Source organism: Micromonospora sp. NPDC005806 (assembly GCF_042871425.1).
Lineage (GTDB): Bacteria > Actinomycetota > Actinomycetes > Mycobacteriales > Micromonosporaceae > Micromonospora.
This window is the reverse complement of record NZ_JBIAIL010000006.1, coordinates 199,183-225,359: the sequence shown is the minus strand read 5'-3', so window position 1 is coordinate 225,359 and position 26,177 is coordinate 199,183. Positions and strand designations below refer to the sequence as shown.

At 72.8% G+C, this 26,177-nt stretch carries 26 protein-coding genes; 14 read left to right on the top strand and 12 right to left on the bottom strand.

Translation table 11 applies throughout. From position 1 onward, the window contains the following. Nucleotides 1–75 precede the first annotated feature (75 nt). The 4 genes from ACFYOS_RS10050 to ACFYOS_RS10035 form a co-directional block, all read right to left on the bottom strand. Nucleotides 76–888 carry an SAM-dependent methyltransferase gene (locus tag ACFYOS_RS10050; RefSeq protein ID WP_387137880.1) on the bottom strand — a complete coding sequence of 271 codons (813 nt, stop codon included), beginning with the start codon at nucleotides 886–888 and terminating at the stop codon, nucleotides 76–78. A 209-nt stretch (nucleotides 889–1,097) separates the two neighbouring features. Further along, nucleotides 1,098–1,766, bottom strand: a complete 669-nt coding sequence (locus ACFYOS_RS10045; RefSeq protein WP_007072219.1) for a response regulator transcription factor — start codon at nucleotides 1,764–1,766, stop codon at nucleotides 1,098–1,100. 7 nt (nucleotides 1,767–1,773) lie between these two features. Continuing rightward, a complete protein-coding gene (locus ACFYOS_RS10040; protein ID WP_387137877.1) occupies nucleotides 1,774–3,465 on the bottom strand; it encodes a GAF domain-containing sensor histidine kinase in 1,692 nt (563 codons plus the stop codon). Nucleotides 3,466–3,479: 14 nt separating this feature from the next. Further along, nucleotides 3,480–5,279 carry an AMP-dependent synthetase/ligase gene (locus ACFYOS_RS10035; protein ID WP_387137875.1) on the bottom strand — a complete coding sequence of 600 codons (1,800 nt, stop codon included), beginning with the start codon at nucleotides 5,277–5,279 and terminating at the stop codon, nucleotides 3,480–3,482. 191 nt (nucleotides 5,280–5,470) lie between these two features. Here ACFYOS_RS10035 and ACFYOS_RS10030 point away from each other — a divergent pair, with 191 nt between their 5' ends. The 6 genes from ACFYOS_RS10030 (at nucleotide 5,471) to ACFYOS_RS10005 (ending at nucleotide 10,712) form a co-directional block, all read left to right on the top strand. After that, the gene (locus ACFYOS_RS10030; RefSeq protein ID WP_387137872.1) at nucleotides 5,471–5,926 is read left to right on the top strand and encodes an SRPBCC family protein; all 456 of its coding nucleotides are present in this window, start codon (nucleotides 5,471–5,473) and stop codon (nucleotides 5,924–5,926) included. A gap of 40 nt (nucleotides 5,927–5,966) precedes the next feature. Beyond that, nucleotides 5,967–6,653 carry a hypothetical protein gene (locus ACFYOS_RS10025; RefSeq protein WP_387137869.1) on the top strand — a complete coding sequence of 229 codons (687 nt, stop codon included), beginning with the start codon at nucleotides 5,967–5,969 and terminating at the stop codon, nucleotides 6,651–6,653. A gap of 73 nt (nucleotides 6,654–6,726) precedes the next feature. After that, entirely contained in the window at nucleotides 6,727–7,674 is a 948-nt protein-coding gene (locus tag ACFYOS_RS10020) for an ROK family glucokinase (RefSeq protein WP_387137866.1), read from the top strand. A 1-nt stretch (nucleotide 7,675) separates the two neighbouring features. Next, nucleotides 7,676–8,377 carry an endonuclease/exonuclease/phosphatase family protein gene (locus ACFYOS_RS10015; protein ID WP_387137863.1) on the top strand — a complete coding sequence of 234 codons (702 nt, stop codon included), beginning with the start codon at nucleotides 7,676–7,678 and terminating at the stop codon, nucleotides 8,375–8,377. 104 nt (nucleotides 8,378–8,481) lie between these two features. Further along, nucleotides 8,482–9,885, top strand: a complete 1,404-nt coding sequence (locus ACFYOS_RS10010) for a flavin-containing monooxygenase (protein WP_387137861.1) — start codon at nucleotides 8,482–8,484, stop codon at nucleotides 9,883–9,885. Further along, entirely contained in the window at nucleotides 9,882–10,712 is an 831-nt protein-coding gene (locus ACFYOS_RS10005; protein ID WP_387137858.1) for an alpha/beta hydrolase, read from the top strand. Before ACFYOS_RS10010 ends, ACFYOS_RS10005 begins: the two co-directional genes overlap by 4 nt. Before the next feature lie 12 nt (nucleotides 10,713–10,724). On the opposite strand, the gene ACFYOS_RS10000 is transcribed toward ACFYOS_RS10005, so the two are convergent. Together ACFYOS_RS10000 and ACFYOS_RS09995 are read right to left on the bottom strand one after the other, a co-directional pair. Beyond that, nucleotides 10,725–12,143, bottom strand: coding sequence for a trehalose-6-phosphate synthase (locus ACFYOS_RS10000; RefSeq protein ID WP_387137856.1), 1,419 nt, complete (start codon nucleotides 12,141–12,143; stop codon nucleotides 10,725–10,727). Between the two features lie 173 nt (nucleotides 12,144–12,316). Then, nucleotides 12,317–13,156, bottom strand: coding sequence for a DUF308 domain-containing protein (locus ACFYOS_RS09995; protein ID WP_387137853.1), 840 nt, complete (start codon nucleotides 13,154–13,156; stop codon nucleotides 12,317–12,319). Nucleotides 13,157–13,398: 242 nt separating this feature from the next. Here ACFYOS_RS09995 and ACFYOS_RS09990 point away from each other — a divergent pair, with 242 nt between their 5' ends. Further along, a complete protein-coding gene (locus tag ACFYOS_RS09990; protein ID WP_387137850.1) occupies nucleotides 13,399–14,091 on the top strand; it encodes a lysophospholipid acyltransferase family protein in 693 nt (230 codons plus the stop codon). A 15-nt stretch (nucleotides 14,092–14,106) separates the two neighbouring features. Here ACFYOS_RS09990 and ACFYOS_RS09985 read toward each other — a convergent pair whose 3' ends face one another. Continuing rightward, nucleotides 14,107–17,688 carry an ATP-binding protein gene (locus ACFYOS_RS09985; RefSeq protein WP_387137848.1) on the bottom strand — a complete coding sequence of 1,194 codons (3,582 nt, stop codon included), beginning with the start codon at nucleotides 17,686–17,688 and terminating at the stop codon, nucleotides 14,107–14,109. Nucleotides 17,689–17,873: 185 nt separating this feature from the next. Here ACFYOS_RS09985 and ACFYOS_RS09980 point away from each other — a divergent pair, with 185 nt between their 5' ends. Further along, the gene (locus ACFYOS_RS09980; RefSeq protein ID WP_387137846.1) at nucleotides 17,874–18,089 is read left to right on the top strand and encodes a hypothetical protein; all 216 of its coding nucleotides are present in this window, start codon (nucleotides 17,874–17,876) and stop codon (nucleotides 18,087–18,089) included. Nucleotides 18,090–18,151: 62 nt separating this feature from the next. Here ACFYOS_RS09980 and ACFYOS_RS09975 read toward each other — a convergent pair whose 3' ends face one another. Then, nucleotides 18,152–18,844 carry a Crp/Fnr family transcriptional regulator gene (locus ACFYOS_RS09975; protein ID WP_387137843.1) on the bottom strand — a complete coding sequence of 231 codons (693 nt, stop codon included), beginning with the start codon at nucleotides 18,842–18,844 and terminating at the stop codon, nucleotides 18,152–18,154. A gap of 238 nt (nucleotides 18,845–19,082) precedes the next feature. Between ACFYOS_RS09975 and ACFYOS_RS09970 the strand changes: the two genes are divergently transcribed. From ACFYOS_RS09970 to coaD, 6 genes are all read left to right on the top strand, one after another. Next, the gene (locus ACFYOS_RS09970; protein ID WP_387137947.1) at nucleotides 19,083–19,580 is read left to right on the top strand and encodes a polyadenylate-specific 3'-exoribonuclease AS; all 498 of its coding nucleotides are present in this window, start codon (nucleotides 19,083–19,085) and stop codon (nucleotides 19,578–19,580) included. Nucleotides 19,581–19,652: 72 nt separating this feature from the next. Continuing rightward, nucleotides 19,653–20,087, top strand: coding sequence for a pyridoxamine 5'-phosphate oxidase family protein (locus ACFYOS_RS09965; protein ID WP_387137840.1), 435 nt, complete (start codon nucleotides 19,653–19,655; stop codon nucleotides 20,085–20,087). Between the two features lie 178 nt (nucleotides 20,088–20,265). Continuing rightward, the gene (locus tag ACFYOS_RS09960; RefSeq protein ID WP_387137944.1) at nucleotides 20,266–21,294 is read left to right on the top strand and encodes a 6-phosphofructokinase; all 1,029 of its coding nucleotides are present in this window, start codon (nucleotides 20,266–20,268) and stop codon (nucleotides 21,292–21,294) included. A 73-nt stretch (nucleotides 21,295–21,367) separates the two neighbouring features. Next, nucleotides 21,368–22,186, top strand: a complete 819-nt coding sequence (gene proC / locus ACFYOS_RS09955; RefSeq protein ID WP_387137837.1) for a pyrroline-5-carboxylate reductase — start codon at nucleotides 21,368–21,370, stop codon at nucleotides 22,184–22,186. Between the two features lie 56 nt (nucleotides 22,187–22,242). Beyond that, entirely contained in the window at nucleotides 22,243–22,593 is a 351-nt protein-coding gene (locus ACFYOS_RS09950) for a DUF2203 domain-containing protein (RefSeq protein WP_387137941.1), read from the top strand. A gap of 66 nt (nucleotides 22,594–22,659) precedes the next feature. After that, nucleotides 22,660–23,118: a pantetheine-phosphate adenylyltransferase gene (coaD, locus tag ACFYOS_RS09945; RefSeq protein ID WP_387137834.1), complete on the top strand. Its 459-nt coding sequence runs from the start codon at nucleotides 22,660–22,662 to the stop codon at nucleotides 23,116–23,118. Nucleotides 23,119–23,255: 137 nt separating this feature from the next. On the opposite strand, the gene ACFYOS_RS09940 is transcribed toward coaD, so the two are convergent. The 4 genes from ACFYOS_RS09940 to ACFYOS_RS09925 all read right to left on the bottom strand — a co-directional run bounded on the left by ACFYOS_RS09940 (nucleotide 23,256) and on the right by ACFYOS_RS09925 (nucleotide 25,999). Then, nucleotides 23,256–23,684: a hypothetical protein gene (locus ACFYOS_RS09940; RefSeq protein WP_387137831.1), complete on the bottom strand. Its 429-nt coding sequence runs from the start codon at nucleotides 23,682–23,684 to the stop codon at nucleotides 23,256–23,258. A 932-nt stretch (nucleotides 23,685–24,616) separates the two neighbouring features. Then, nucleotides 24,617–25,195: a hypothetical protein gene (locus ACFYOS_RS09935; protein ID WP_387137828.1), complete on the bottom strand. Its 579-nt coding sequence runs from the start codon at nucleotides 25,193–25,195 to the stop codon at nucleotides 24,617–24,619. A 196-nt stretch (nucleotides 25,196–25,391) separates the two neighbouring features. After that, nucleotides 25,392–25,682, bottom strand: a complete 291-nt coding sequence (locus tag ACFYOS_RS09930) for a barstar family protein (protein WP_387137825.1) — start codon at nucleotides 25,680–25,682, stop codon at nucleotides 25,392–25,394. Nucleotides 25,683–25,774: 92 nt separating this feature from the next. Then, a complete protein-coding gene (locus ACFYOS_RS09925; RefSeq protein WP_387137823.1) occupies nucleotides 25,775–25,999 on the bottom strand; it encodes a winged helix-turn-helix domain-containing protein in 225 nt (74 codons plus the stop codon). Nucleotides 26,000–26,177 lie beyond the last annotated feature (178 nt).

The window sequence follows — 26,177 nt, the reverse complement described above, 5'->3', positions numbered from 1 at the left end:
TAGCTGGTCCCGGAGACCGCCGTGGCCCAGGCCCGGGCGAAGGTGCCCGGGCACGCGCGGGCCGCGCCGGCCCGGTCACCCACCGAGCCGCCCGACGCCGCCCATGAAGACCGACCGGGCGGCGTCCTCCGCCTGCTCCGGGGACTCCGGCCGCCACTGCGGCACCCAGACCACGCCCGGGTCCACCAGCTCGAAGCCGTCGAAGAGCGCGGTCAGCTCGGCCCGGCTGCGGATCCAGAGCTCGCTGTCGGTGCGGCGGTAGACCCGCTCGGCCGCCGCCCGCTCGCCCGTCTCGCTCCGGCCGTCGTCGCTGGCCTGCGACAGCACCAGGTAGCTGCCGGGCGCCAGCGCCGCCCGCAGCGTCCGCAGGATCTCCTCGGGCTGGTCCGCGTACGGGATGAAGTGCAGCACCGCGACGATCATGACGGCGACCGGCTGGGAGAAGTCCAGCAGCTTCGTCACCTCGGGGTGGCCGAGGATCGCCGTGGGTCGGCGCAGGTCCTCCTGGATCACCGTGGCCCGGTCGTTGCCGGCCAGGATCTCCCGGCTGTGCGCCACGGCGACCGGGTCGACGTCGACGTAGACCACCCGGCTCTCCGGGGCGACCCGCTGGGCGATCTCGTGCACGTTGCCGACGGTGGGGATGCCGGAGCCGATGTCGAGGAACTGGCGTACCCCCGACTCGGCGAGGAACTGCACCGCCCGGCGCAGGAACGCCCGGTTGGCCTGGGCCATCAGCGGGGCCTGCGGCACCGCGTCCATCATGGCCCGGGCCGCCGCCCGGTCGGCCGCGAAGTTGTGCGAGCCGCCGAGGTAGTAGTCGTACATGCGGGCGACGCTGGGGCGCTCGATGTCGATCGTGTCGGGTGCCCAGTCCGGCCGCTGCATGCCTTTGCCCCTTTGCTCGACAGCGCGCGGGGTCGTCGCCCACGCCGGCCACTCCGGGTATTCTGCCCGCCCGCTGTCGCGGTGCAAAGACCATCGTCGTTGCGCCACCGACCCCTCGCCGTCAGGAGTCGGAGTTGGCGCGGAATGCCGGAGAGGCCCGCGTCCGGCGTCCGGACCCGGGCCTCATCCGACGAGCTGCCGGAGCGCCGTCAGAACTTCGGCGCGTCCGGGGCCTCCAGCAGACCGAGCCGCAGCGCGGTCATCAGCGCCTGGGCCCGGTTGGCCGCGCCCAGCTTCTCGTAGAGCTTCGAGATGTGCGTCTTGGCGGTCGACTCGCTGACGAAGAGCTGCTTGGCGATGCCGGCGACGCTCATGCCGTCGGCGAGCAGCCGCAGCACCTGGCCCTCGCGGGGGGAGAGCTGCGGGCCGGACGGGGCCAGCCGGCGCTTCATCGCCTCGGCCAGGTCGGCCGCCGTGAACGCGCTCGGGGAGGAGGCGGCGTGCCGGGCGGCGGCCACCACCTCGTCGGCCGGGGCGGTCTTCGGCACGAACGCGCTCGCGCCCGCCTCCAGGGCGCCGAAGAGCTGGTCGTCGCCGGCGTACATGGTGAGCACGACGATGCCCATCGAGGCGCTGGACTTGCGCAGCGCGCGGGTGGCCTCCAGGCCGCTGCCGTCGGGCAGCCGCAGATCCATGATCACCACGTCCGGCTGGAGGGCGCCGGCCTGGCGCACGCCCTCGGCGGCCGTGGCGGCCTCGCCCACGACCTCGAACTGCCGGTCCCGCTCGAAGGCGTGCCGCAGTCCCTTGCGGATCAGGTCGTGATCGTCGACAAGGAGAACCTTGGTACGGGTGGCCGGTGTCGGACTAGTGGTCATCCTCGGGTTACTCCCCTTCTGCTGCTGCGCTGCCGCGCACCTTATCGCGCCGGGGCGAGGAGCCGAGTACCACCGCCACGGTCGTTCCGCTGGGTTGCCGCGGTCTGATCTCCAACCGGCCCCGGATACGTTCCGCCCTCTCCGCCATGATCGCAAGACCATAGTGCCCGTCAGGGCGCTGGTCACCGATGCCGTGACCGTCATCCGACACTTCGATCTGGGCGTACGGGGGGTCCACCTCACAGGTGACCCACAGGTTGGCCGCCCCGGCGTGCTTGCGCGCGTTGGTCACCGCCTCCTGCGCGATGCGCAGCAGCTCGGCCTCCGTGGCGGCGGGCAGCCGGGCGGTGGACTCGTCCAGGGACAGGTGCACCCGCAGCCCGCCGGACGCGCCGACGGTCCGCGCGTACTCGGCGATCGCGGCGGCCAGTCCGCCGTGCCGGTCCACCTCGCTGCGCAGTTCGAACAGGCTCAGCCGCAGCTCGGTGATCACCCGGGTGACCTCCTGCCGGAGCGTACGCAGCGAGTCGGCGGTCTCCTCGGCATCGTCGTGCACGGTGGCCAGGGCGTTGTCGATGCCGTAGCCGACCATCACCAACTCCTGGGCGACCCCGTCGTGGATCTCCCGGGCCAGCCGCTGCCGCTCCTCGTTGGTGGCCAGCGACCGCACCTCGTCGAAGAGCAGGGCGGCCTCCAGCCGCAGCGCCGCCGGCCCGGTCAGCGCGGTCACCCGGGACACCACCGCCGGCGGGTACGCGTGGGCGGTGTCCGCCTCGATGACCACCAGGCCGACCGTGCGGACCCCGGCCACCAGCGGCACGATCAGCGCCGAGACCTCACCCGAGTGCGGGGAGCGGGCCTGCGAGCGGGACGCGGTCTGCGGCTGCTGGCTGGCCCAGGCGTCGGCGATGGCCGAGTCCGCGTCGAGCGTGGTCTCCCAGTCCACCCGGCCCGCGCCGACCTGGGCGAGCACCACCAGCCGGCCGCCGCCGGAGGCGGACAGCACCGCCCCCCGGTCGGTCTTGGCCACCACCCGCAGCTCCTCCAGCAGGTGCTCGGAGATGCCGCCGGGGTCCAGGGTCGCGCCGGGCAGCTGGCGGGCCACCGTACGGAGCTGGGTCAGCAGCCGAGTGGCCTCCGCGTACGGCTGCGGCTTGCCCTCGCCCCGGACCCGCACCACCCGCTGGAAGGTGCCGGCGGTGTAGAGACCGAGGCCGGCCAGGATCAGCCACTGCGCGCAGACCGCCAGGTAGCCGAGCTGGGCGAGCTGTCGCCCGCCGCCGACCGTGGTGAACGCCGCGCTGACCAGCAGGGTGGCCGCCGCGACGGCGAGCAGCGCCGCCCCCTCGCGGAACCGGCGGCGCAGTGCCGTCACGGTGACCGGCACCGCCAGGTACGGCAGCACCGCCGAGGCGCCCAGTCCGCCGGTCACCCCGGTCAGCCGGGTGTCGGCCGCGATCTGGCTGGCGGCCAGCCCGAGCACCACCACCTCGGCGAAGCGGCTGAGCAGCCCGAGCAGCCGGTGCTGCGGGGCCAGCACGGCCGGCAGCCCGGCGACGCCCAGCAGGGCGATCCACCAGAGGGCGGCGACGTCGCGGGTGGCGAACAGGGTCAGGGCGGCGACCAGCGCGAGGAGGACCAGGCGCGCGGCCGCCGCGAGCGGCTGCGTCTGCGGTTGGCCGGGTGTAGAGGCGGGCACGTGACGGATGGTAGTCAGCGCCGGTAGATGTCCGCGATCTCTGCCGCGTACGTCTTGTGCACGACCTGCCGCTTGACCTTCAGCGACGGGGTCAGCTCGCCGGTGGCCTCGGTGAAGTCCTGCGGCAGGATCCGGAACACCTTGATCGCCTCGGCCTTGGAGACCGCCTGGTTGGCCTGGTCGACCGCGCCCTGGACCTCGGCCCGCAGCGCCTCGTCGTCGCGCAGGTCGGCCACGCTGGTGTCCTCCGGCCGGCCGTGCGCGGCCAGCCACTTCGGCAGCGCCTCCTCGTCGATGGTGACCAGTGCCGCGATGAACGGCTGCCGGTCGCCGACCACCACGCACTGGCTGACCAGCGAGTGGGCGCGGACCTGGTCCTCCAGCACCGCCGGGGCGACGTTCTTGCCGCCCGCGGTCACGATGATCTCCTTCTTCCGGCCGGTGATGCTCAGGTAGCCGTCCTCGTCGAGCCGTCCCAGGTCGCCGGTGCGGAACCAGCCGTCCGGGCTGAGCGCCTCGGCGGTGGCCGTCTCGTTGTGCCAGTAGCCCCGGAAGACCAGCTCGCCGGAGATCAGGATCTCGCCGTCGTCCTCGATCCGGACAGTGACGCCGGGCAGCGGGCGGCCGACCGTGCCGATCCTCGTGCCGGTGGGCAGGTTCGCGGCGGCGGCGGGGGAGGTCTCGGTGAGGCCGTAGCCCTCGCAGACCGTCACCCCGACGCCGCGGAAGAAGTGCCCGAGCCGAGCGCCGAGCGGGGCGCCGCCGGAGATCGCGTCGCGGCACCGGCCGCCCAGCGCCGCCCGCAGCTTGCGGTAGACCAGCTTGTCGAAGACCGCGTGCTGGGCGCGCAGCGCCAGGCCCGGCCCGTCGGCGGTCTCCAGCGCCTCGCTGTACGCGATCGCGACCTTCTCGGCCCGGTCGAAGATCTTGCCCTTCCCCTCGGCCTCGGCCTTCTGCCGCGCGCCGTTGTAGACCTTCTCGAAGACCCGGGGCACGGAGAGCACGAAGGTCGGCTTGAACTCCTGGAGCTCGGCGACCAGGTTCTTGGTGTCCGTGCAGTGCGCCATGGTGGCCCGGGCCTGCACCACGCCGATCTGGATGAGCCGGGCGAACGCGTGCGCGAGGGGCAGGAAGAGCAGGGTCGAGGCGCCCGGCCGGAACAGGTTCGGCAGCACCGGCACCGCGTTGGCGATGTCGGCGTACATGTTGCGGTGGGTCAGCACGCAGCCCTTGGGGCGGCCGGTGGTGCCACTGGTGTAGATGATGGTGGCGATGTCGTCGGCCTTGACGGTGGTGCGGCGTACCTCGATCTCGGCCGGGTCGACCGACTCGCCGGCGGCGACCAGCTGGTCCACCGCGCCCAGCTGGATCTGCCAGACCTCGCGCAGCTCGGGCAGCCGGTCGCGGATCCCGGCGACGAGGGTGGCGTGCGCGGTGGTCTCCACCACCGCGGCGACCGCGCCGGAGTCGGCGAGGATCCAGGCGGCCTGCTCGGCGCTGGACGTCTCGTAGATCGGCACGGTGACCGCGCCGGCGGCCCAGATGGCGTAGTCGAACAGGGTCCACTCGTAGCGGGTGCGGCTCATCAGCGCGACCCGGTCGCCGGGGGAGATGCCGGCGGCGACCAGGCCGCGGGCCACCGCGACCACCTCGTCGCGGAACTGGCGGCAGGTGACGTCGGCGGCGCCGTCGGCGCTGGCCCGCCGGACGAACTGCACCGCGTCGGGGGCGGTCTCGGCGTTGTCCCAGACCGGGTCGGTCAGGTTGGCCGGGTCCCCGACGGTGACGATCGGCGGAACGGAGAACTCGCGCACCTGCACTCCCTCGTGCTCGCACTGGCCGGGCCGGCCGTGGGTCGGCTCTGTCGAAACCTACCCGCCCGTCCGCGCGGGTGAGGTGGGGAGGTTGCCCGCCCGGTTGGTGGGACACAAGGCGCCCCGGGGCGCGCCGCGACGGGCGGGGGTGGAGCGGGGCGCGGCCGGCCGCCGCCGGGTAGCCTCCCCCCATGGCGGACTCCTCCACCCAGTCGATCATCATCGGCGCGTCACCGGACCGGGTGGCGGCGGTCATCTGCGACTTCCCCCGCTACCCCGAGTGGGCCGACGCGGTGCGGCGCGCGGAGGTGATCGAGGAGTACGAGGACGGCTACGCCAGTCAGGTCCGGTTCACCATCGACGCCGGCGTCATGGCCGACGAGTACGTGCTGGTCTACGAGTACGCCGAGGACATCTCCCGGATCGAGTGGCACCTGGTGGAGCCCTCGAAGATGCAGAAGTCGCAGCGCGGGTCCTACGACCTGGCCGGCAACCCGGACGGCACCACCACGGTGACCTACACCCTGGAGGTGGAGCTCTCCGTGGCCATGCTCGGCATGTTTCGCCGCAAAGCCGAGAAAATGATCATGGATGCGGCGTTGAAGCAGCTCAAGCGCCGGGTAGAAGCACCCGGTGCGGCCCACTGACCCGACCGCGAACCGGTCGTCACGGTAGAGGAGCCGACCCATGGGCACCACTGATCCGGGTTCGGCCCGGGAAGAGGCGGAACGCCTCGTCGCCATGCTGCTGTCCACCGCCCGGCTGGCCGCCGCCGCGCCCGGGTCGGGCCCCTGGGGTCCGCTCGGGGGGATCCTTTCGGGTGTCCTCGGTCACACCCCGGGCGGCGCCGGTTCCGACGACCGGGGCGCGGCGTCACCCGGCGCCGCCGCAGGCGGTGGGGGCTTCGCCACCGGATCGCCCGAATGCTGTGTCTGCCCGGTATGTCGCGGTATCGCGGCCTTGCGTGACCCGAGTCCGGAATTCGCCGAGCGGCTCGCCACCGGGGCGGGCGATCTGGCCGCCGGCGTGGCCAGTCTGCTGCGCGCGTTCGCCCCGGCCGAGCCCACCGCGCCGGCCGGCCCGGCGACCGCCGGCGGCGCCGAGCGGGCGAGCGCCGGAACTCCGACCGGGGACCACGTGTGGCGCGAGGCGACCCGTACCGGGCATGATTCTCAGCCGGCACCCGAGCAGGACGTGTGGTCCGCCGCCACCCGGGGGGAGGGGGCGGCCGACCCGGGTGCCGTCGTGCCGCCCGCCGATGCCGCCGGGCCGGACGCGCCGGTGACGATCCGGCCGCCGGCCAGCCGTCCCGTGGTGCCCGCCTCGCGGGTGTCCGGCGAGGTGGGCGAGGGCGCACCAGGCGACGGGGCCTGACCAACGGACATCCCGACCTTGCCCGGCCGGTTCCGGACGAGGTCAGGCAGCACAGCAGAGGGGAGCGGCAGCGGTGACGCTGACCATCGGAGTCGACGTCGGTGGCACGAAGGTGGCCGGCGGTGTCGTGGACGACACCGGCGCAGTTCTCGTGCAGACTCGACGGGACACCCCCGCCGATGACGTGGCCAAGACGCGCGACGTGATCATCGAGGTGGTCACCGAGCTGGCCACCGGCCGTGCCATCGAGGCGGTCGGGATCGGCGCGGCCGGCTGGATCGACGCCTCCCGCTCCACCGTGCTCTTCGCCCCCAACCTGGCCTGGCGGGACGAGCCGCTGCGCGAGTACGTCAGCAACGCCGCCGGCCTGCCGGTGATCGTGGAGAACGACGCGAACGTGGCCGCGTGGGCCGAGTTCCGCTACGGCGCGGCCCGGCACGCCGACGACTCGATGGTCATGTTCACCATCGGCACCGGCGTCGGCGGGGGCATCGTGCTCAGCGGCGAGCTGCTCCGCGGCGCCAACGGCATCGCCGCCGAGCTGGGCCACATGCTCACCGTCCCGGACGGCCACCAGTGCGGCTGCGGGCGGCTGGGCTGCATCGAGCAGTACGCCAGCGGCAGCGCCCTGGTCCGGTTCGCCCGCGCCGCCGCCCGCCAGGAGCCGCACCGGGCCGCCGCCCTGCTGGAGCTGGCCGGCGGCGAGGCCGAGGCGATCACCGGCCCGATGGTGACCGCCGCGGCGAAGGGCGGCGACCCGGTCTCCGCCGAGGCGTTCGCCCAGGTCGGGCGCTGGCTCGGCACCAGCATGGCGGACATGGCGCAGATCCTCGACCCGCAGGTGCTCGTCGTCGGCGGTGGCGTGATCGACGCCGGTGACCTGCTGATGGGCCCGACCCGCCGCTCCTACACCGACGCCCTCGCGCAGCGCAGCCGGCTCCCGGTCGCCGAGATCCGCCCCGCGGAGCTCGGCAACAGCGCCGGGGTCATCGGCGCCGCCGACCTCGCCCGGCGGATCTGAGGTGCCGGGCGGAGGCGTACCGCTGCGGGTGCTGTCGTACAACATCCACAGCCAGCGGGACGACCCGGCCGCGCTGGCCGAGGTGGTCCGGGAGGCCGCGCCGGACGTGGTGGTCGTCCAGGAGGGGCCCCGGCGGTTCCGGTGGCGGCAGAAGACCGCCTCGCTGGCCGGCTCGTTCGGCCTCGTGGTGGCCGCCGGCGGCCTGCCGTCGCTGGGCAACCTGCTGCTGACCAGCCTCCGGGTACGGGTGCTCGCCACCCGCTGCCAGCGCTACCCGCTGACCCCCGGCCGGCACCTGCGCGGGGCCGCGTACGCCGAGTGCCTGGTGGGCGGGAGCCGCTTCCTGCTGGCCGGCTCGCACCTGTCCACCGACCCGGCGGAGCGGCCGGCGCAGGCCGCGAGGTTCAAGCGGGAGCTGGCCGAAGCCACGCTGCCGGTGGTCGCCGGGGTCGACCTCAACGAGGGGCCGGACGGGCCGGCCTGGCGGACCGTCGCGGAAGGACTGACCGACACCGCGGTCGCCGCGGACCGGGCGGACCGGCACACCTACTCCTGCGCCGACCCGCGCCGCCGGATCGACGCCGTGTTCGTGGACCCCCGGATCACCGTGGTGGACTACGACGTGGTGGACACCCCGCGGACCCGCCGGGCCAGCGACCACTTCCCGGTCCTGGTCGACCTGCTGCTGCCCACCGCCGGCTGAGCCACCGGCCCGCCGGCCCCGGCCAGGGGCTGGACAACGGCGGGCATTCTCGGCAGGATTTCGCACCGACCCGGCACGCGTGCCGCACAAAGGAGATTTCCCCGGTGCCCTCCTCCACCGACCTCGGCCGTCCCGATCCGGACCCGACGGCCGCCCCGACCCGGGACGGCCGTCCGGTCTCCGACCGGGGCGACACCGTCTGCGTCATCGGCGCCGGGGCCAGCGGCCTCACCGCCGTGAAGAACCTCCGCGAGCACGGCTTCGGCGTCGACTGCTACGAGCGGGAGACCGGCGTCGGCGGGGCCTGGAACTGGCGGCACGACCGCAGCCCGGTGTACGCCAGCACCCACCTCATCTCGTCCCGGCCGTTCACCCAGTTCCCCGACTTCCCGATGCCGGACGACTGGCCGGACTACCCGCACCACGCCCAGCTGCTGTCCTACTTCGAGCGCTACGCCGACCACTTCGACCTGCGTCAGCACGTCTGGTTCGGCACGGAGGTGGTCCGGGTGGAGCCGGTCGAGGGGGACCGGTGGGACGTCACCACTCGCAGCACCGGCGGATACGGCCCGGAGCGCACCTCCCGGTACGCGGCCGTGGTGCTCGCCAACGGGCACAACTGGTCCCCGAAGCTGCCCCGGTACGAGGGGCTGGAGCAGTTCCGGGGCGAGGTGATGCACGCCTCCTCCTACAAGGACCCGGCCCAGCTGCGCGGCAAGCGGGTGCTGGTGGTCGGCGCCGGCAACACCGGTTGCGACATCGCGGTCGAGGCGGCCCAGCAGTCGTCCCGCTGCTGGCACTCCACCCGCCGGGGCTACTGGTACGCCCCGAAGTACGTCCTCGGCCGCCCCGCCGACCAGGTCAACGACACCCTGCTCGCGCTGCGGGTGCCGCTGCGGTTGCGACAGTGGCTCTACCACTGGACGCTGCGGCTGACCGTCGGCGACCTGACCCGGTTCGGCCTGCCCAGGCCCGACCACCGGGTCTACGAGACCCACCCGATCGCCAACAGCCAGCTCGTCTACTACGTGGGGCACGGCGAGATCACCCCGGTATCGGACGTGGCCCGGTTCCACGACCGGACGGTGGAGCTGACCGACGGGCGGGAGATCGACCCCGAACTGGTCGTCTTCGCCACCGGCTACCTGCCGCGCTTCGAGTTCCTCGAGGGGCAGGTGCTCGGCGACGAGGAGGGCTCCGGGCGGCCCCGGCTCTGGCTGAACGCCTTCGCCGCCGGCCACCCCACCCTGGCCGTGGTCGGCCTGGTGCAGCCCGACTCCGGCATCTTCACCATCTCGCACTGGCAGAGCGTGCTCTTCGCCCGGCTGCTCGCCCTGCGGACCACCCGGCCGGAGCGGGCCGCCGCGTTCGGCCGCAAGGTCGCCGCCGGCCTCGGCGAGCGGTACTCGGGGAAGGTCAAGGACAGCACCCGGCACTGGTTCGAGGTCGGGCACGCCAACTACCTGCGCGCGCTCCAGCGCGCGCTGTACGAGCTGGAGGGCAAGTGAGCTCGGGAACCGAACGGGTGCGGGTCGTCCGGGCGTGGGAGTGGGCCCGTCCCGAGCGCCCGGCCCGCCGCGAGGTGCTGTCCGTGGTGCCCGAGCTGGACCAGGCGAAACCGCCGCTGCTCTTCGTGCCCGGGTTCGGGCACGGGGCGTGGGCGTTCGCCGAGCACTGGCTGGCGCACGCCGCCGCCCGCGGCTTCCCGGCGTACGCGGTGAGCCTGCGCGGGCACGGCGGCAGCGAGCCGGCGCCGGACGCGACGCTGCGGGCGTACACCCATGACGTGGTCCAGGTGGCGGCGGGCTTGCCGCGGCAGGCGGTGCTGGTGGGGCACGGCGCCGGCGCCCGGGTGGTCATGCACGCCCTGGCCCGCTACCCGGCCCGGGCGGCGGTGCTGGTGGCCCCGGTGCTCGGCGGGTGGGGGACCGTCGGCACGGCGCTGCGGCGCAACCCCATCGGCACCCTGCCGGCGGTCTTCGGCGCCCGCCTGCGGCTGAACCGCCGGCAGCTGTTCAGCCGGGAGCTGCCCGACGGCGAGGCCCGCCGGCACGTCTCGCGGCTGGGCCGGGCCAGCCGGCGGGCGCAGTGGCAGTTGCTCACCGGCCGGGAGCCCGAGCCGGCGGTGGGCCGCCCGCCGATGCTGGTGCTGGGCAGCCCGCACGACCGGGTGGTGCCGTCGGCGGCGCTGACCCGGGCCGCCCGCCGGTACGCCTCGGCGCCGCTGCTCTTCCCCGGCATGGGGCACGATCTGATGCTCGACGCCCGCTGGCGGGAGCCGATCGACGCGATCCTCGACTGGCTGGAGAAGGAGCCAGCGCCGGCGGCCGGGTGACCGGGCGGCGGTTCAGTCGGTGCCGGTGCGCCGGCTGAGCAGGGACCGGCTCTCGTCCAGCGCGCTCAGGTAGGAGCGCGCCCAGGCGTGGATGTCGTTGCGGTACAGGTGTTGGCGCATCGCCCGCATCCGGGCGGAGACGTCCTCCGGCCTGGCCCGCAGCGCGGTGAGCAGCGCCTGCTTGAGCCCCTCCAGGTCGTGCGGGTTGACCAGGTACGCCTGCTCCAGCTCGGCGGCGGCCCCGGCGAACTCGCTGAGCAGCAGCGCCCCGGTGTCGTCCACCCGGGCGGCGACGTACTCCTTGGCCACCAGGTTCATCCCGTCCCGCAGCGGGGTCACCGCCATCACGTCGGCGATCCGGTAGAGGGCGACCAGCTCGGCCCGGTCGAAGGGCTGGTTGAGGTAGTGGATCGCCGGCTCGCCGACCCGGCCGAACTCGCCGTTGATCCGGCCGACCTGGTGCTCCACCCGGTCCCGGAGGATCTGGTACTGGCCGACCCGTTCCCGGCTCGGCACCGCCACCTGGATCAGCACCGTGGCCCGGACCTTGACGTCCCCGCTGGCCAGCAGCTCCCGGTACGCCTTCAGCCGCTGCTCGATGCCCTTGGTGTGGTCCATCCGATCGACGCTGAGCACGACGTGCTCCGGTTCGCCGAGGTCCTGGCGCAGCCGGCGGGCCCGCTCGGCGACCTCGGGCCGGGCGGCGAGCGTGGCCATCTCGGCGGTGTCGATGGAGACCGGGAAGGCGCCGATCCGGACCACCCGGTCGCCGACGCCGATCCGCCGGTCGGTGGCGGGCAGCTCCAGCACCTTCGCCACGAGCTGGGCGAAGTTGTGCGCGGCCTGGGCCCGCTGGAAGCCGATCAGGTCGGCGCCGAGCATCCCGCGCAGCAGCTCCGCCCGGCGGGGGAGCTGCATGAACAGCTCCGGTGGCGGGAACGGCACGTGCAGGAAGAAGCCGATCCGCAGGTCGGGGCGGAGCTGGCGGAGCAGCCCCGGCACGAGTTGGAGGTGGTAGTCCTGCACCCAGACCAGGCCGCCCGGCTCGGCCACCTCGGCGGCGGCCTCGGCGAACCGCTGGTTGACCCGCTGGTACGCCTCCCACCAGCGGCGGTGGTGCTCGGGCTGCTCGACGGCGTCGTGGTAGAGCGGCCAGAGGGTGGAGTTGGCGAACCCCTCGTAGTGGTCGCGGAAGTCGTCGCCGCTCAGCGGCACGGTCTGCATCCGTACGCCGTCCACGGCGGGCAGGTGCGGTGCGGGGCCGGTGCCGCCGGCCCAGCCGACCCAGGTGGCCGGGGTGTGGCGGAGCAGGGGGTGCAGGGCGCTCACCAGGCCGCCAGGGGTGCGGCGCCATTCGCAGGCGCCGTCCGGCGCCACACTGTCGTCGACGGGGAGGCGGTTGGCCACCACCACGAGGGGACTCTGTCGCATCTCGGGCGTTCCGATCAGCAGAGGACCGACCACCGAAGCGACGAACAACCCGGACAGTCGGTGCGGGAAGTGACGTACAGCGATATTCCTACTGACAGTAAGTTACACCCCTGTTACCCCACCGCCAGGGGCCGTGGCCGTCCCGCCATCCGGGCCGTCGGCGGCGGCGCCGCTCAGACGACCGCACCGTCGTCCGGGTCCTGCTCGTCGGAGTCGCCGGGGCGCAGCCGCCAGATCAGCGTCACGAAGCCGGCCAGGATGCCGGTGAAGCCGAGCAGCGTCACCACCGACGGGTCGGTGACCGGCAGCACGCTGGGGCGGAGGAAGAGCACGAACCCGACCACGATGCAGAGCACGCCGACCACCGCGTACTTCGAGAAACGCGGCAGCGGCGGCGGGGGCGGCGGGGTGTAGTGCTCCTCGTCGTCCGGCAGGTCGGCCCCGAAGGTGTCCAGCCCGTCCAGCAGCGACGGCTCGTCGGGCTGGCTGCGACCCACCGAGACCCCGGAGACGTCCGCCGCGTACGGCAGGCGCCGCACGTCGGTGGCGGTCGGACCGGTGGTCTCCTCCGCCCGACTGCCGGTGCCTCCGGCCGGCCCGGCGGGGTCGACCGCGTCGTCGACGTCCTCGGCGGCGGGCCACGGGTGGCTCCCGGCGGCCGGGGTGGTGTGGAAGCCGGCGACGATCTTCGCCCACTCGGCCTCGATGTCCGGCTCGTCGTCCCGGGCGGGCTCGCGGTCGCCCTCGTCGGCGAGCTGGGTGAGGTAGTCGCGGGCGGTGGTCAGGTGCGAGCGGTCGACGTAGAGCCGGTCGACCGGGCGGGACGGGACGGTGGTGGTGCGGGTGACCGGGTTCAGGTCGGCGGAGGGCTGGAGGTATGCGGCGATCCCGCCGGCGGCCAGCACGTCGAGCAGGTGCTCGCCCACGCGCGGATCGACGTCGCCCGCGACCGCGTACTCGGCCGCGTCGAGCCCGTTGTCCCGCCGTCCCCGGCGGGGCCCACCCGCTGACACCGAACACCCCCCTTCGCCGCACCCATCGGTGCGGCCCGACCCGGCGCCCCGCACGCCGTGCCCTGGAATCGTGACACGTCGGCACCCGGTTCCGGGAGTGCGTTGTGGCGTGCCGCTCTCGCTTCGTAGGCTTCTCCCCGACAGTCCCGCTCGCCGACGGCGCCCCGGGCGCGTCCCGGCGGCCCGCTCCCGCGCTCCCCGGCGGCCGTGGCCGTCACCGTCCCCGCCCTGGAAGGACCCCGGTGCTGTACTGGCTGCTGAAGTACGTCATCCTCGGCCCGGTGTTGAGGCTGATCTTCCGCCCGCAGGTGGAAGGGCTGGCGAACGTCCCGGAGACCGGTCCGGTCATCCTGGCCAGCAACCACCTCTCCTTCTCGGACTCGATCTTCACGCCGCTCATCGTCAAGCGAAAAGTCACATTCATCGCAAAGGCGGAGTACTTCACCGGTAAGGGGATCAAGGGCTGGCTGACCAAGATGTTCTTCGTCGGCTCCGGCACCATCCCGGTCGACCGCTCCGGCGGCCGGGCCGCCCGGGCCGCCCTGGACACCCAGCTCAGGGTGCTGCGGGCCGGCGGGGTCGCCGGCATCTACCCGGAGGGCACCCGCTCGCCGGACGGCCGGCTCTATCGGGGCAAGACCGGCGTGGCCCGGCTCGCGCTGGAGAGCGGCGCCCTGGTGGTGCCGATGGCGATGCTCAACTCCGACGCCATCCAGCCGACCGGCCAGATCATCCCGAACCTCGGCCGGGTGCGGATCCGCTTCGGCACCCCGCTCGACTTCTCCCGCTACGCCGGCATGGCCGGCGACCGGTTCGTCGAACGGGCCGTCACCGACGAGATCATGTACGAGCTGATGGAGCTCTCCGGCCGCGAGTACGTCGACACGTACGCGCAGAAGGCGAAGACCGCCCCGAAGCAGCCCGTCCCCGCCTGACCGCCCGTGGGCGGGTCAGCAGGCGACGGCGGGGCCGGTGTCGGGTACCGGGCGGCCGGCCAGGGCCAGCAGACCCGGGGCCTCGTTGCGCTGGGCGAACCCGCGTACCTCGGCCAGCGGCACGGTGGCCGACGGGTCCCCGGCCAGGTCCAGCTCGGCCGCCGCCAGGGCGAGGGCCAGCATCCGGTCGGTGACGTCCGGGATCCGGGCGTAGATCTCCGCGCCGGCCAGGTGCAGCTCACCGGCGCGCCGGTGGTCGCCGTCCGCCGCCGCGAGGGCCCCGGTCACCGTTCGCAACGCCGCCTCCGACCAGGGCGTCCGGTGGTCGAGCCGGTCCAGCATGGCGCGGACCCGCACCGCCGCCTCCCGGCCGGCCAGCGCGGCCGCGTACGCCCCGGCGGCGATCCACTCGCCGCTGGCCAGCGCCGGCACCGCCGACCACGAGTCCGCCAGCTCGTCGACCAGTTCCCCCGCCTCCTCCGCCCGGCCCTGCAGGGCCCGGCAGAGCGCGGCCATGCCGAGCATCGTCCAGTGCGGCCGGTGGAAGCCGCTGCGCCGGGCGGTGTCCAGCGCGGCGGCCACATCGTCGCGGTGCAGGGGCGTCTCGAGGGTGGCGTCGGTGCGCTGGTTGGGGGCCGGCCGGGGCGCCGGCGGCACCGGGTGCCCGCGCAGCACCAGCAGACACGAGCGCAGGCCGCGGACCTGCATGTCCCAGCCACCGGTCGGGGTGTCCACGAACGCGTCGGCGGCGGCGATCAACCGGGGGAACTCCCCGTCGAAGTACGCCCGCATCGCCTCGCCGGAATAGCTGGTGGCCAGGGTCTGTCCGCTGCCCCGGGCGGCCGGCGCGGTGGTGAGCAGCGCGTCCGAGCGCAGCCAGTCGCCCTCCTCGCGGACCGCGAACGCCAGGTTCTGCAACGCCCGGGGCAGCGCGAGCAGCTGCTGCGACCGGCTCGACTCGACCAACGCGTGCAGCTCGTCCAGGCCCGACCGGTCGCCCGCCTGGTAGCGGGCGGTGGCCGCGGTGATCCGGGCGTTGACGTTGACCTCCGCCAGGCCGAGCCGGGCGCCGATCCCGGCCGCCGCCTCCGCCGCGACGACCGCCGCGTCCCGCTCGTAGTTGAGCATGTGCAGCCGGCCCAGCTCGGCGTGCGCGTCCGCCTTCTGCGCGCTGTCCGGCAGCGGCTCGAAGAGCGCCACCGCGCGGTCCAGGCAGGCCACCGCCGCGCTCCGGTCGGCGCGCAACCAGGCCGCTTGACCGAGCAGGGTCCAGGCCCGGGCGGCGCCGGCGTCGTCGCCGTGCGCGAGCAGCCGGTCGGCGAGCGCGTGCAGCTGCTCCGGCCCGCCGCCGGAGAGGAACGCGTTGCCGTCCCGGTAGAACGAGATCTCGGTGCTCAGCAGCTCCAGTTGCAGCCGGCCGACGGGGTCGCTGTCGTCGGCCAGGCCCAGCGCCCGGCCGGCGTGCGCGGCCGCCGCGTCGAGCCCGTGCAGGGCGTACGCCCGGCGGGCCGCCCGGTGCAGCGCGGCCCGCGCCGGGCCGGCGTACCGGTGGGTGTCCATGCCCAGCGTTCGGGCGATCTCGTGGGCCGCCCAGCGGTGGTGCGCCAGCACCTCGGCCAGGTCGGTGTCCCGGCTCTGCGACAGCGCGTCCAGCCAGTCGGCCGTCCGCTCGTGCCGGGCGACCCGTTCGGTCCGCGGCAGCCGCTGGTAGCAGACGTCCCGGACCAGTACGTGCCGGAACCGGTACTCCGGCTGCCCGGCCATCGTGGAGGCCGCCTGCTCGTGCACGAAGTCGCGCTGCTCCAGCCGGCGCAGGGCGCGTTCCACCGACTCGACCGGCTGGCCCAGCGCGGCGGCCACCGCCCCCGGCCAGAACTGCACGCCCACCACCGAGGCGGCCAGCAGCACGCCCCGGTCCTTGGCGTCGAGCAGGTCGACCCGGTTGGCGATCACCGCGTGCACGCTCTCCGGCATCGGCAGGTCGAGGTGCTTCTCCAGCGACCAGCCGCGGCCCGACTGGCGCAGCGCGCCCTGCTCGATGAGCATCCGGACGTACTCGTGGGCGTAGAGCGGGTTACCGCCGGCCACCTCCACCAGCGGGGTGAGCATCTCGGCGGGGAACGCGGCCTGGCCGAACATGTGCGCGTAGAGCGAGGCGATGCCGGTGTCCCGCAGCGGGGGCAGGGTGATGGTGACCGAGCCGGTGATCGTCCCCGCCCAGGTCGGATCCCGGTCGACCAGCTCCGGCCGGGCAGTGCAGAGCAGCAGCAGCGGCACGTCCCGGGCGGCGGCACCGAGCAGTTCGACGAAGCGCAGCATGGCGTCGTCGGCCCAGTGCAGGTCCTCGAAGACCAGCACGGTGGGGCGCCGGGCCGCCAGCGCGAGCAGGAACCGCCGCCACGCCGACTCGGCCTCCTCGGCGGGCAGCGTGGCGGCGGTCAGCCCGACCAGTGGGCGCAGCGCGTCGACGATCCGGTCCCGCTCGGCCGGCCCGACCAGTTCGGTGACCGCGGCGGTGAGCCGCTGCGCCGCGGTCGACGCCGGGTCGGTGTCGAGGATGCCGGCCTCGGTCTTCACGATGTCGGCCAGCGCGGCGAAGGTGACGTTCTCCCCGAACGGCGGGCACCGCCCGGTACGCCAGGTCAGCGGCTCGTCGACCAGCCGCTCGGCGTGCCGGTGCAGCTCGCGGACCAGCCGGCTCTTGCCCAGGCCGGCCCGCCCGAACACGGTCACCACCTGCGGCAGCCGGTCCCGCAGCGACCGGTGCAGGGCGTTGACCAGCAGGCCCAGCTCGTGCTCGCGGTCGATCAGCGGGGTGGTGTCCGGCCTCCGGTCGGTGGGCTGCCGGCGTACCGGGGCCAGGGCGAGCCAGACCTCGGTGGGGGTGGACCGCCCGCGCAGGGTGACCGGCGCCTGCTCCTCGTAGCGGATGGCGTCCTTGGTCAGGGCGTGGGTGGCGCCGCAGACCAGCACCCCGCCGGGCGGGGACACCGACTGCATCCGGGACGCCGTGGTGACCACGTCGCCGGCCACGATCGCCTGGCCGCCGTCGCGGGCGGCGGCCACGTCGACCAGCGCCTCGCCGGTCGCCACGCCCACCCGGAAGCGCAGCTCGCCACGGCCGGTCGGGGTGAACCGGGTGAGCACCCGTTGCAGCTCCAGCCCGGCCCGTACGCAGCGCAGCGCATCGGTCTCGGTGGCCACCGGGGCGCCGAAGAGCGCCATCACGGCGTCGCCGATGTACTTCTCGACGACCCCGCCGTACTGCCCGACCACCCGCCTGGCGGCGGAGAAGAAGCCGGTCTGCATGCCGCGGACCTGCTCCGGGTCGGCCCGCTCGACGTACGGGGTGAAGTCGATCAGGTCGACGAAGAGCACACTGACCCGGCGGCGGTCCTCCTGCGGCGCCGCCACCGGTGGCTTGGCCCCGCCCCGGGGCGCCCCGCACGAGGTGCAGAAGGCGACGTCGGCGGCGAGCGGGCGCAGGCAGTGCGGGCAGACCGCGCCCAGCTCGGCACCGCAGCCACCACAGAAGCGATCGCCGTCGGCGGCGGTACGTCCACAACGGTCACATTGCGCGGAGATGACACCCTCCACTGGTGGATCCTCCGGCCGATCCCCGGCCGGGCGCCGCCCCCGCGGCGTCCACGGTGAGTATCACGGCTGGCGGGACTGTCAGGTACCGGGCTGTTGGCTTGTGGACACTCGTCCGGGCAGTCGGCGGGGCGGTCCGGGGACTACATTCATGCCGCGACGACGACCGCGATCAAGGGGGACACACCATGGTGTACGTGAAGCTGGAGAGCGACTGGACCGACGCGGACGGGACCGCGCACTCGGCGGGCGAGTCCGTCGACGTGGACGCGGCGACCCTGGCCGTGCTCCAGGCCGAGGGCATCGTCAGCGAGGGGTTCGGCGGCGGCAAGGACGGCACCGACTGGGCCGGCCCGACCGGCGCCACCACCAACTGGGCGGGGCCGACCAGCACCACCCCGTGACACCGCGCGGCTGAGACCGACGACGCGGCCGTGGCGCCTGACGCCACGGCCGCGTCGCTCGTTCAGCGGTCGTTCATCCCGGCACGGCGGCGCAGCGCGGCGACGTCGGTCACCACGATGCGGCGGCCTTCGGTGCGTAGCCAGCCCCGGCTGGCGAAGGAGCCGATCGCCTGGTTGACGCTCTGCCGCGAGCCGCCGGCCATCTCGGCGAGCTGGCTCTGGTTGAGCTCGATAGTGATCATCGGGGCGTGGCTCTCGCCGGCCAGCCGGACCAGCGTCTTGGCCACCCGGCCGGGCAGGTCGAGGAAGACGTGGTCGGCGTTCTGCTCGGTCAGCCGGCGGATCAGCCCGCCGAGCGACCGCATCACCGCGTCGAGGATGCGCGGGTTGGAGTGCACCAGCTCCATGAAGGCCGGGCGGGACAGCGCCAGCGCGGTGCAGTCCTCGATCGCCTCGGCCGACAGCGACCGGGTCGACGCGTCCAGCAGGGAGACCTCGCCCAGCACGTCCGGCGGTCGGATCACCGACAGCACGGCCCGCTCGCCGGTCGGCGCGGTGCGGAACACGACCACCGCACCCCGACGCAGCACGATCAGCGACTCGCCGGGGTCGTTCTCGACGAAGAGCAGCTGACCCTTGCGGTACGTACGCGGCACGGCCGCGGCGATGACCCGCTGCCGCACCTCCGGCTCGAGCCCGGCGAACATGTCCACGCCCGTGAGCGCGTCACCCGGCTCCGGCAGGCGAACCTCCACGGCCCAACCCCTCCCCGGTCAAGGACCACAACTCGCTCACCGGGGAACCCATCCCGGTACGCGGCATCTGAACCGGTTCGGCGTCCGGTACACATCAGATCATGACGCTCCGGTCGCTTGCTGTACACCCCTGTGAGCACTTCCGTGACTTGCCCGAGCTGCGCTGTGGCAGCGTCCCCCCACCTCGGCGGACGCCCCGGCGACGGGCGGTCGGCGGCGGTGGGCGAGGATGGCGGGGATGGTCTACCGCTACTTCTACGACTGTGAGTTCATCGAGGACGGCCGGCTCGTCGACCTGGTGTCGATCGGCGTCGTCGACGAGTACGGCCGCGAGTTCTACGCGGTCTCCACCGAGTTCGACGACTCCAGGGCCGTGCCCTGGGTGCGCCGCAACGTGCTCGACAAGCTTCCCTCGCCGGCCGACCGGGCCTGGCGGTCGCGGGAGCGGATCCGCGACGACCTCTACGCGTTCCTGATGGAGCCGGTCCGGGACCGGCCGGGCGAGCAACTGGAGCTCTGGGCCTGGTACGCCGCGTACGACCACGTGGTGCTGGCCCAGCTGTGGGGGGCGATGCCCGCCCTGCCCCGGGAGATCCCCCGGTTCACCAAGGAGCTGCGCCAACTCTGGGACGACCGGGGCCGGCCGAGGCTGCCCGACGCCGAGGCGGACCGGCACGACGCGCTCGTCGACGCCCGGCACAACCTGGCGCGCTGGCGGGCGATGACCGGTCGGTGAGCCCCGGTAGGTTTTGCCGGTTCTGTCCCGGGCACGGGTGGGGGCATCGGAGCCGAGCCGAGGAGTCCCCCCATGCGCCACGAGCCCACCACCGTCCAGGAGGCCCGCCGCCGGGTCACCGAACTGATCCGGGACGCGTCCATCTGCTTGCTGACCACCACCGCCGTGGACGGGCGCCTGGTCACCCGGCCGATGGCGCTCGTGGCGGCGGATTTCGACGGCGACCTCTGGTTCTTCACCTGGGCGGACTCCGCCAAGATCCGGCAGATCCGGGTGAACCCGCAGATCAACGTCGGCTTCTCCGGTCAGCGCCAGCACGCCTGGGTGTCGATGGCCGGCACCGCGCAGGAGGGGTGGGACCGGGAGCGGGCCGAGCGGCTGTGGCACCCGCGGCTGACGACCTGGTTCCCGGACGGGCCGGACAGCCCGGGGCTTACTCTGATCAAGGTGCACGCCGGCTCGGCCGAGTACTGGGAAGCGGGGGAGAACCGCCAGGTCAGCTACTGACGGGTAGCCGGTCCGGCGGTCGGGAGAGGCCGGGGCGCGGTGTCGGCGGACACCTCTGCCGACTACAGTGCGCACTGACGGCCCGCCCCGGGCCGGCAACGGCGCCGATGGTCTGATCTGACACATATCCTGGGGCTTATCCGGGCTTCACCTGATGCTCCAGGAGGATGAGCAGATCATGCGTATCGGCGTGCTCACCGGCGGCGGCGACTGCCCAGGTCTCAACGCGGTGATTCGGGCGGTGGTCCGCAAGGGCGTCGCCACTTACGGTCACGAGTTCGTCGGCTTCCAGGACGGCTGGAAGGGCCCGCTGGAGGGCCTGTCCAAGCCGCTGGGGATCGCGGAGGTCCGCGGCATCCTGCCGCGCGGCGGCACCATCCTCGGCTCGTCCCGGACCAACCCGTTCAAGATCGAGAACGGCGTCGAGCGGATCAAGGACAACCTGGCCGCGCAGGGCGTGGACGCGCTGATCGCGATCGGCGGCGAGGACACCCTCGGCGTCGCCACCAAGCTGCACGAGCTGGGCGTCCACGTCATCGGCGTGCCGAAGACCATCGACAACGACCTGGGCGCCACCGACTACACCTTCGGCTTCGACACCGCGGTCAACATCGCCATGGAGGCGATCGACCGGCTGCACACCACCGCGGAGAGCCACCACCGCACCCTGGTCGTCGAGGTGATGGGCCGGCACGCCGGCTGGATCGCCCTGCACGCCGGCCTGGCCGGTGGCGCCAACGTGATCCTGCTGCCCGAGCGGCACTTCGACGTCGACCAGGTCGCCGGCTACGTCGAGAAGCGCTTCCAGCACCAGTACGCCCCCATCGTCGTGGTCGCCGAGGGCGCCCAGCCGCTCGAGGGCCAGATGGTCCTGCACAACCAGGAGCTCGACGCGTTCGGCCACGTGCGCCTCGGCGGCATCGGCCAGTGGCTCGCCGAGCAGCTGGAGGCGAAGACCGGCAAGGAGGCCCGCACCGTGGTGCTCGGCCACATCCAGCGCGGCGGCACCCCGACCGCCTTCGACCGGGTGCTCGCCACCCGGCTCGGCCTGCACGCGATCGACGCGGCGCACGAGGGCGACTGGGGCAAGATGGTCGCGATGCAGAGCACGGACATCGTCCGGGTGCCGCTCGCCGAGGCCACCCGGGAGCTGAAGACCGTGCCGCTGGAGCGGTACGCCGAGGCCGAGGTCTTCTTCGGCAGCTGATCGACGGCCGGTGGCGCGGCGGGCCCGGGTGGGTCCGCCGCGCCCCGCCGCGAGGCGAGAGGGGTACGGCGTCATGGCACCCGAGGTGCACACGGTCGCGGTGATCGGCGCGGGCAAGATCGGCGAGCTGATGCTCTCCGGGCTGCTCCGCTCGGGCTGGCCGGTGGAGCGGCTGCTCGCCACCGCCCGGCGGCGCAGCCGCGCCGAGGAGCTGACCGCCCGGTACGGCGTACGGGTGGTGGACAACCTGGTCGCGGTGGACGAGGCGGAGGTGCTCGCCATCTCGGTCAAGCCGCAGGACGCGGCCGCGCTGCTGGACGAGATCGGCCCCAAGGTGCCGGCCGACAAGCTGGTCATCTCGCTCTGCGCCGGCCTGCCCACCAGCTTCTTCAACCGTCGGCTGCCCGAGGGCACCCCGGTGGTCCGGGTGATGACCAACACCCCGGCGCTGGTCGACGAGGCGATGAGCGCGATCTCCGCCGGCGCGCACGCCACCGGCGCGCACCTGGCCCTGGCCGAGGAGATGTTCAAACCGCTGGGCGCCACCGTCCGGGTGCCCGAGTCCCAGCAGGACGCGGTGACCGCCCTCTCCGGCTCCGGTCCGGCCTACTTCTACCTGCTGGTCGAGGCCATGATCGACGCGGGCATCCTGCTCGGCCTGCCCCGGCAGGTGGCCCACGAGCTGATCGTGCAGACCGCAATCGGCTCCGCGGTGATGCTGCGCGACTCCGGCGAGCACCCGGTCAAGCTCCGCGAGGCGGTCACCTCGCCGGCCGGCACCACCATCTCCGCCATCCGCGAGCTGGAGAACCACGGCGTACGTGCGGCCCTGCTGGCGGCGCTGGAGGCCGCCCGGGACCGGGCCCGCGAGCTGGCCGCCCAGGCCGACTGAGGCGGTCCGTCGACGGGCCGGCTGCCACGTTCCCCCGCGTGCCGCATACTGGCGCGGTGTTCACCCTCGCCCAGGCGCGACACCTGGTCGCCACCCTGCGCCCGCGCGTCGACGAGCTGATCCGGCTCCGGGCCGACCTGGCCGAGCTCCGGGCCGACCTGGCCGACCACGGCGTCAGCGCGCTCGGCGGCCGGGCCGAGGTGAAGGCCCTCGAGGCGCGGCTGCACGCGGTGCTGGAGGACCTCCACCAGCACGACATCCAGGTCAAGGGGATCGCCCCGGTGCTGCTGGACTTCCCCGGCGAGCGGGACGGCCGCGCGGTGCTCTGGTGCTGGCTGGAGGGGGACGACGACGTGCGCTGGTACCACCGCGCGGAGTGCGGCTTCGCCGGCCGTCGCCCGATCTGACCGCCGTCGATCGGTGGCCTAGCGTATGTGGTTGGAGTCGCGGTGACGGCTACGTCGGATCGTGGAGTGGTGCCGGTACACGGTTCGTTGGCGGTCTATCCCGGTACGTTCGATCCGTTTACCCCGGGGCACCGCGACCTGGTGGCCCGTGCCCGGGTGGTGTTCGACCGGATCATCGTGTTGCTGGCGGTGAACGCCGACAAGCGACCAACTGCCGAGGCCACGGCCAGGGCCGTACGCGTGCGCGACGCCATGCCGGCAGCCTGGGGCAATGTCGAGGTGGACACCTGGACCGGCCTGACCACCGCCTACTGCCTGCGCCGCGGCGCCACAGTCATCGTCCGCGGCCTACGTACTGCCGCGGACCTTCGTCACGAGTACCAGCTCGCTGCGATGAACGAGCAACTCGGCATTCAGACCGTCTGGTTGCCGTCCCGTCCGCAACTGGCCGCCACTTCGTCCACGGTCGCACGCGCATACCGCTCGGCACAGTCGGCCCGTCCGTCGCTGAACGCTGAAGAGTGACGCTCAGGGGTACCGGAACGGAACGGTGGCAACGCCTTGAGGTGGGATGCACGCTTCTCGGCACGTCCGGACGTCCCTCGGGGCGCCGGCGGTCACGCTCCGCAAGGCGCCGTCTGCGGCAAGTGAGTGAACACCGCTCAGTTGGGCGATGAGTCGTCCGGCGCTTTGAGGACCAATACCGTCATGTCCAACAGTCGCTGGTAGTACGCGGCCTCATCGTCGTCCAACTCCGGGATGACACGGAGGAGTTCCTGCTCGCATGCCGCAAGGATGTCCCACCGCCCGTCATCGATGTTTCCGCCTCGATGCAGCCAGGTACTGACGCAGCCGGCCACATTGGAATCGAGCAGCACCATGCTGACGCCGGCCACGTCAACACTTCTCAGTCGGCCAGGAGACGGGGCCTGCGTGTGCGCCTCCCAGAGTTCGGCTACTGCCGCCAGTCGGTCTGTCATGCGAACCGGCACTCCGATCATCGACCAGGTACCGACTGTAGACGCACTCTTCTCGGCCAGAAGCGGATGCGCCACACGGTCGATGCCGGCTCGCTGGTAACGGAACGTCACGATGGCCGCCCGCCCGTTCCTGTGGGTCTCGCTGAATCCGCTGGCCGGCTCGCGGGCGGTTGAAGGCTCGGACGTGCCTCCGCCATCTGCACGACGCCGTGCACGTTCAGCCGTACCTGGCTGTGCACGTTGATCCGTACGCCGACACCAGGAAACGAGCGTCTGTGGTTGATGAGGACCAGGACGTGAAGGGGCGAGAGAGGCAAGGCCCGAGCAGATAAGCCGGAAGGAAACCGCCGGCCGACGAGGAGGAGCTTCCACCACTGCTACCACCTGTTCTACTCCCACTCCCAGCACTTCAACCCGGACCTGCTGTGACCGCGCCCGACAGCCGCCCGCTTCGTTGGCTGCACACCGACTCCGACCTGCGCGTCTTCCTGACCTGGTGCGCCAGGACCGGTCGGTCGCCGCGTCAGCGACGGCCGCGCGGGTGCTGCGGCGGCTTTGGATCGTCCGGTGGTGGCGGTGGTAACTCGTCGCCCACCTCGTTTGCCGGCGTCGCTTGCTTCGGGCCGCGCCCGTAACGCACTACCCAAAACGCGATGAACGCCACAATCACGACGATCAGAAAGAAGCACGATCCCCCCGGTGATGCCCATATCGGGAAATTATCGTGTTATGCACAGCGGGGACTCGGTTTCGAGGATGCTCGATCAGGTGGGCGGCGGCCTCGACCAAAGGTGACGACCCGGCCACCGGCGGCCGGCCCATGAGGCGAGTGCCCGATAACCGGGTCCGCGCCCGTTGCGTGCCCGATGTTGAGGTCTCTCCACGGCAGCTGGGTGACTATTTGGTTGACGATCGGGGCGGACGCCAGCGGACTGTCGCGGACACTGGGGGATCGTCCTGGCAGCTCAGCGGCTTCGGAGCCGCAGGTCAGCGTCCGGCGTTGGTTGCCTGGGGGTCAAGCGGCCGGGCGTCGGTCTTCGCTTTCACACGTAGTCACGCCAGAAGGCCACGGTCACCTTGGGCTCCCGGAACTCCTGGTCGATGTACTGGGCGAGGTCATGGCCATACACGATGGTGTCGGTCAGTCTGTGGATGGACAGCACGGGATGCCCGAATGAGCCGCGGCCGGCCGGTAGGTAGCGGTGGGCGTACACGGGAACCATCCGGGGAACGCTGGCGAGAAGGCGCTTCGCCTTGGCTATGCGCCGGACAAGGCCGTGAGGGCGCCTGCCCCACCCGGGTGGCCACTCGCCGTGCGGGATGTCGTCGAGCGCGGTTGCGAGCGGCCAGTCAACTTGCTGTTGCAGGGTGGTGGAGTCGAGCTGGCGCCAGTTCGGCCAGCCCCAACTTGCCTTGTCGGGGTGGTCATCGTAGCCACGTGTCCGGGCTGGCAGCGCGGCCGCGAGGAAGGCGCGATGGTCGTCGGCGAACTCGAAGCCGAACCGTCGTTCGATGCTGACGAACTCGGGGTCGGTGAGCCCCGGTTGGATGTCCACCAGGTCCAGCTGTGCTAACCGGCGAGCGGCCTCGACACCCAACGCGACGCCGGCTCCATTGGTCACCGGAGAAGCGTAGCGACCTCGCCGCAGTGCTCGTGGGGGGTGGCATGAGCGCGCGGGAGCAGCAGAGACGCAGCGAACGCGACGGCAACCGCTAACACCGAACGTGGTTGGAGCCCGATCAACGTGCACGGTTTGATGGTCTCTGGCAGCCGGCGACAGCCGTCGGTGCCCCGCACCCGCGTTCACACCGAAGCGTTCACCGCAGCTCGAACTCAAACCGCTCGTCGTGGCCTAACTCCTGGTCCTCGGCTTCGACGGCGCGCAGGAGGTTGTAGATCTTCTCGAACTTCTGAGCTCCAAGGTTCCTCTTGCTGACCCGCCAGTGCGTCCAGACCACCCTGACCGGGCGGGCAACATCCCTGCTCAGCCGGTCCCACAGGGCATCCAGGTTCGAACCGTAGTAGGGCCCGAAGTCGAGAGCGCGGTCTAGGAGCCGATGAAGGTCGCCTTCAGTCCGTACCTCGCGGCCATCGATTTCGACGAGCACCCGCTCAACTCCTTCACCTGGTCCAGGTCGACCCCGTGAGGCGGCGGCAGCGAGCGGACGGTCGGTTGGTCGACTAGATCGGAACTCTGGTTCTACCGGGGGAGTGGATTCGCGACGTACACGCCCTTGCCTTGCCGGCCGTCGATCAGCCCTTCGGCTTTGAGTAGGAGCATGGAGGCGCGGATGACAGTGTTGCTGACCTCGTAGTGCTCGCACAGGGCAGCGAAGGACGGCAGCTTGTCGCCCGGCTTCAACTGGCCGGAGCTGATCTGCTCGCGGATATCCCTGGCGACCTGTAGGTATGCGGCTTCAGACATCGGTGGTGCTCCCAGCTTGGCGGCTGGTGCAAGCAGATCACACCGCAGGCCCGGCTAACAACGCTATGTGTCATAGCTGTTGACCCTGCGCACATTGCGTCCTAAGTTGCTTGTGGGGCTACCCAGCTTGGCGGCCGGGTGTCCTGCCGTGGGCGCTCCGTCTCAGAACAGAATGGCC

Bases quoted from the DNA above. Each gene is read 5' to 3' on its own strand.
- proC (WP_387137837.1), top strand. From the start codon at position 21,368: ATGGCACCCGAGGTGCACACGGTCGCGGTGATCGGCGCGGGCAAGATC.
- ACFYOS_RS10025 (WP_387137869.1), top strand. From the start codon at position 5,967: ATGGGCACCACTGATCCGGGTTCGGCCCGGGAAGAGGCGGAACGCCTC.
- ACFYOS_RS10000 (WP_387137856.1), bottom strand. From the start codon at position 12,143: ATGCGACAGAGTCCCCTCGTGGTGGTGGCCAACCGCCTCCCCGTCGAC.
- ACFYOS_RS09980 (WP_387137846.1), top strand. From the start codon at position 17,874: ATGGTGTACGTGAAGCTGGAGAGCGACTGGACCGACGCGGACGGGACC.
- ACFYOS_RS10050 (WP_387137880.1), bottom strand. From the start codon at position 888: ATGCAGCGGCCGGACTGGGCACCCGACACGATCGACATCGAGCGCCCC.
- ACFYOS_RS09970 (WP_387137947.1), top strand. From the start codon at position 19,083: ATGGTCTACCGCTACTTCTACGACTGTGAGTTCATCGAGGACGGCCGG.
- ACFYOS_RS09960 (WP_387137944.1), top strand. From the start codon at position 20,266: ATGCGTATCGGCGTGCTCACCGGCGGCGGCGACTGCCCAGGTCTCAAC.
- ACFYOS_RS09965 (WP_387137840.1), top strand. From the start codon at position 19,653: ATGCGCCACGAGCCCACCACCGTCCAGGAGGCCCGCCGCCGGGTCACC.
- ACFYOS_RS09925 (WP_387137823.1), bottom strand. From the start codon at position 25,999: ATGTCTGAAGCCGCATACCTACAGGTCGCCAGGGATATCCGCGAGCAG.
- ACFYOS_RS10045 (WP_007072219.1), bottom strand. From the start codon at position 1,766: ATGACCACTAGTCCGACACCGGCCACCCGTACCAAGGTTCTCCTTGTC.
- ACFYOS_RS10030 (WP_387137872.1), top strand. From the start codon at position 5,471: ATGGCGGACTCCTCCACCCAGTCGATCATCATCGGCGCGTCACCGGAC.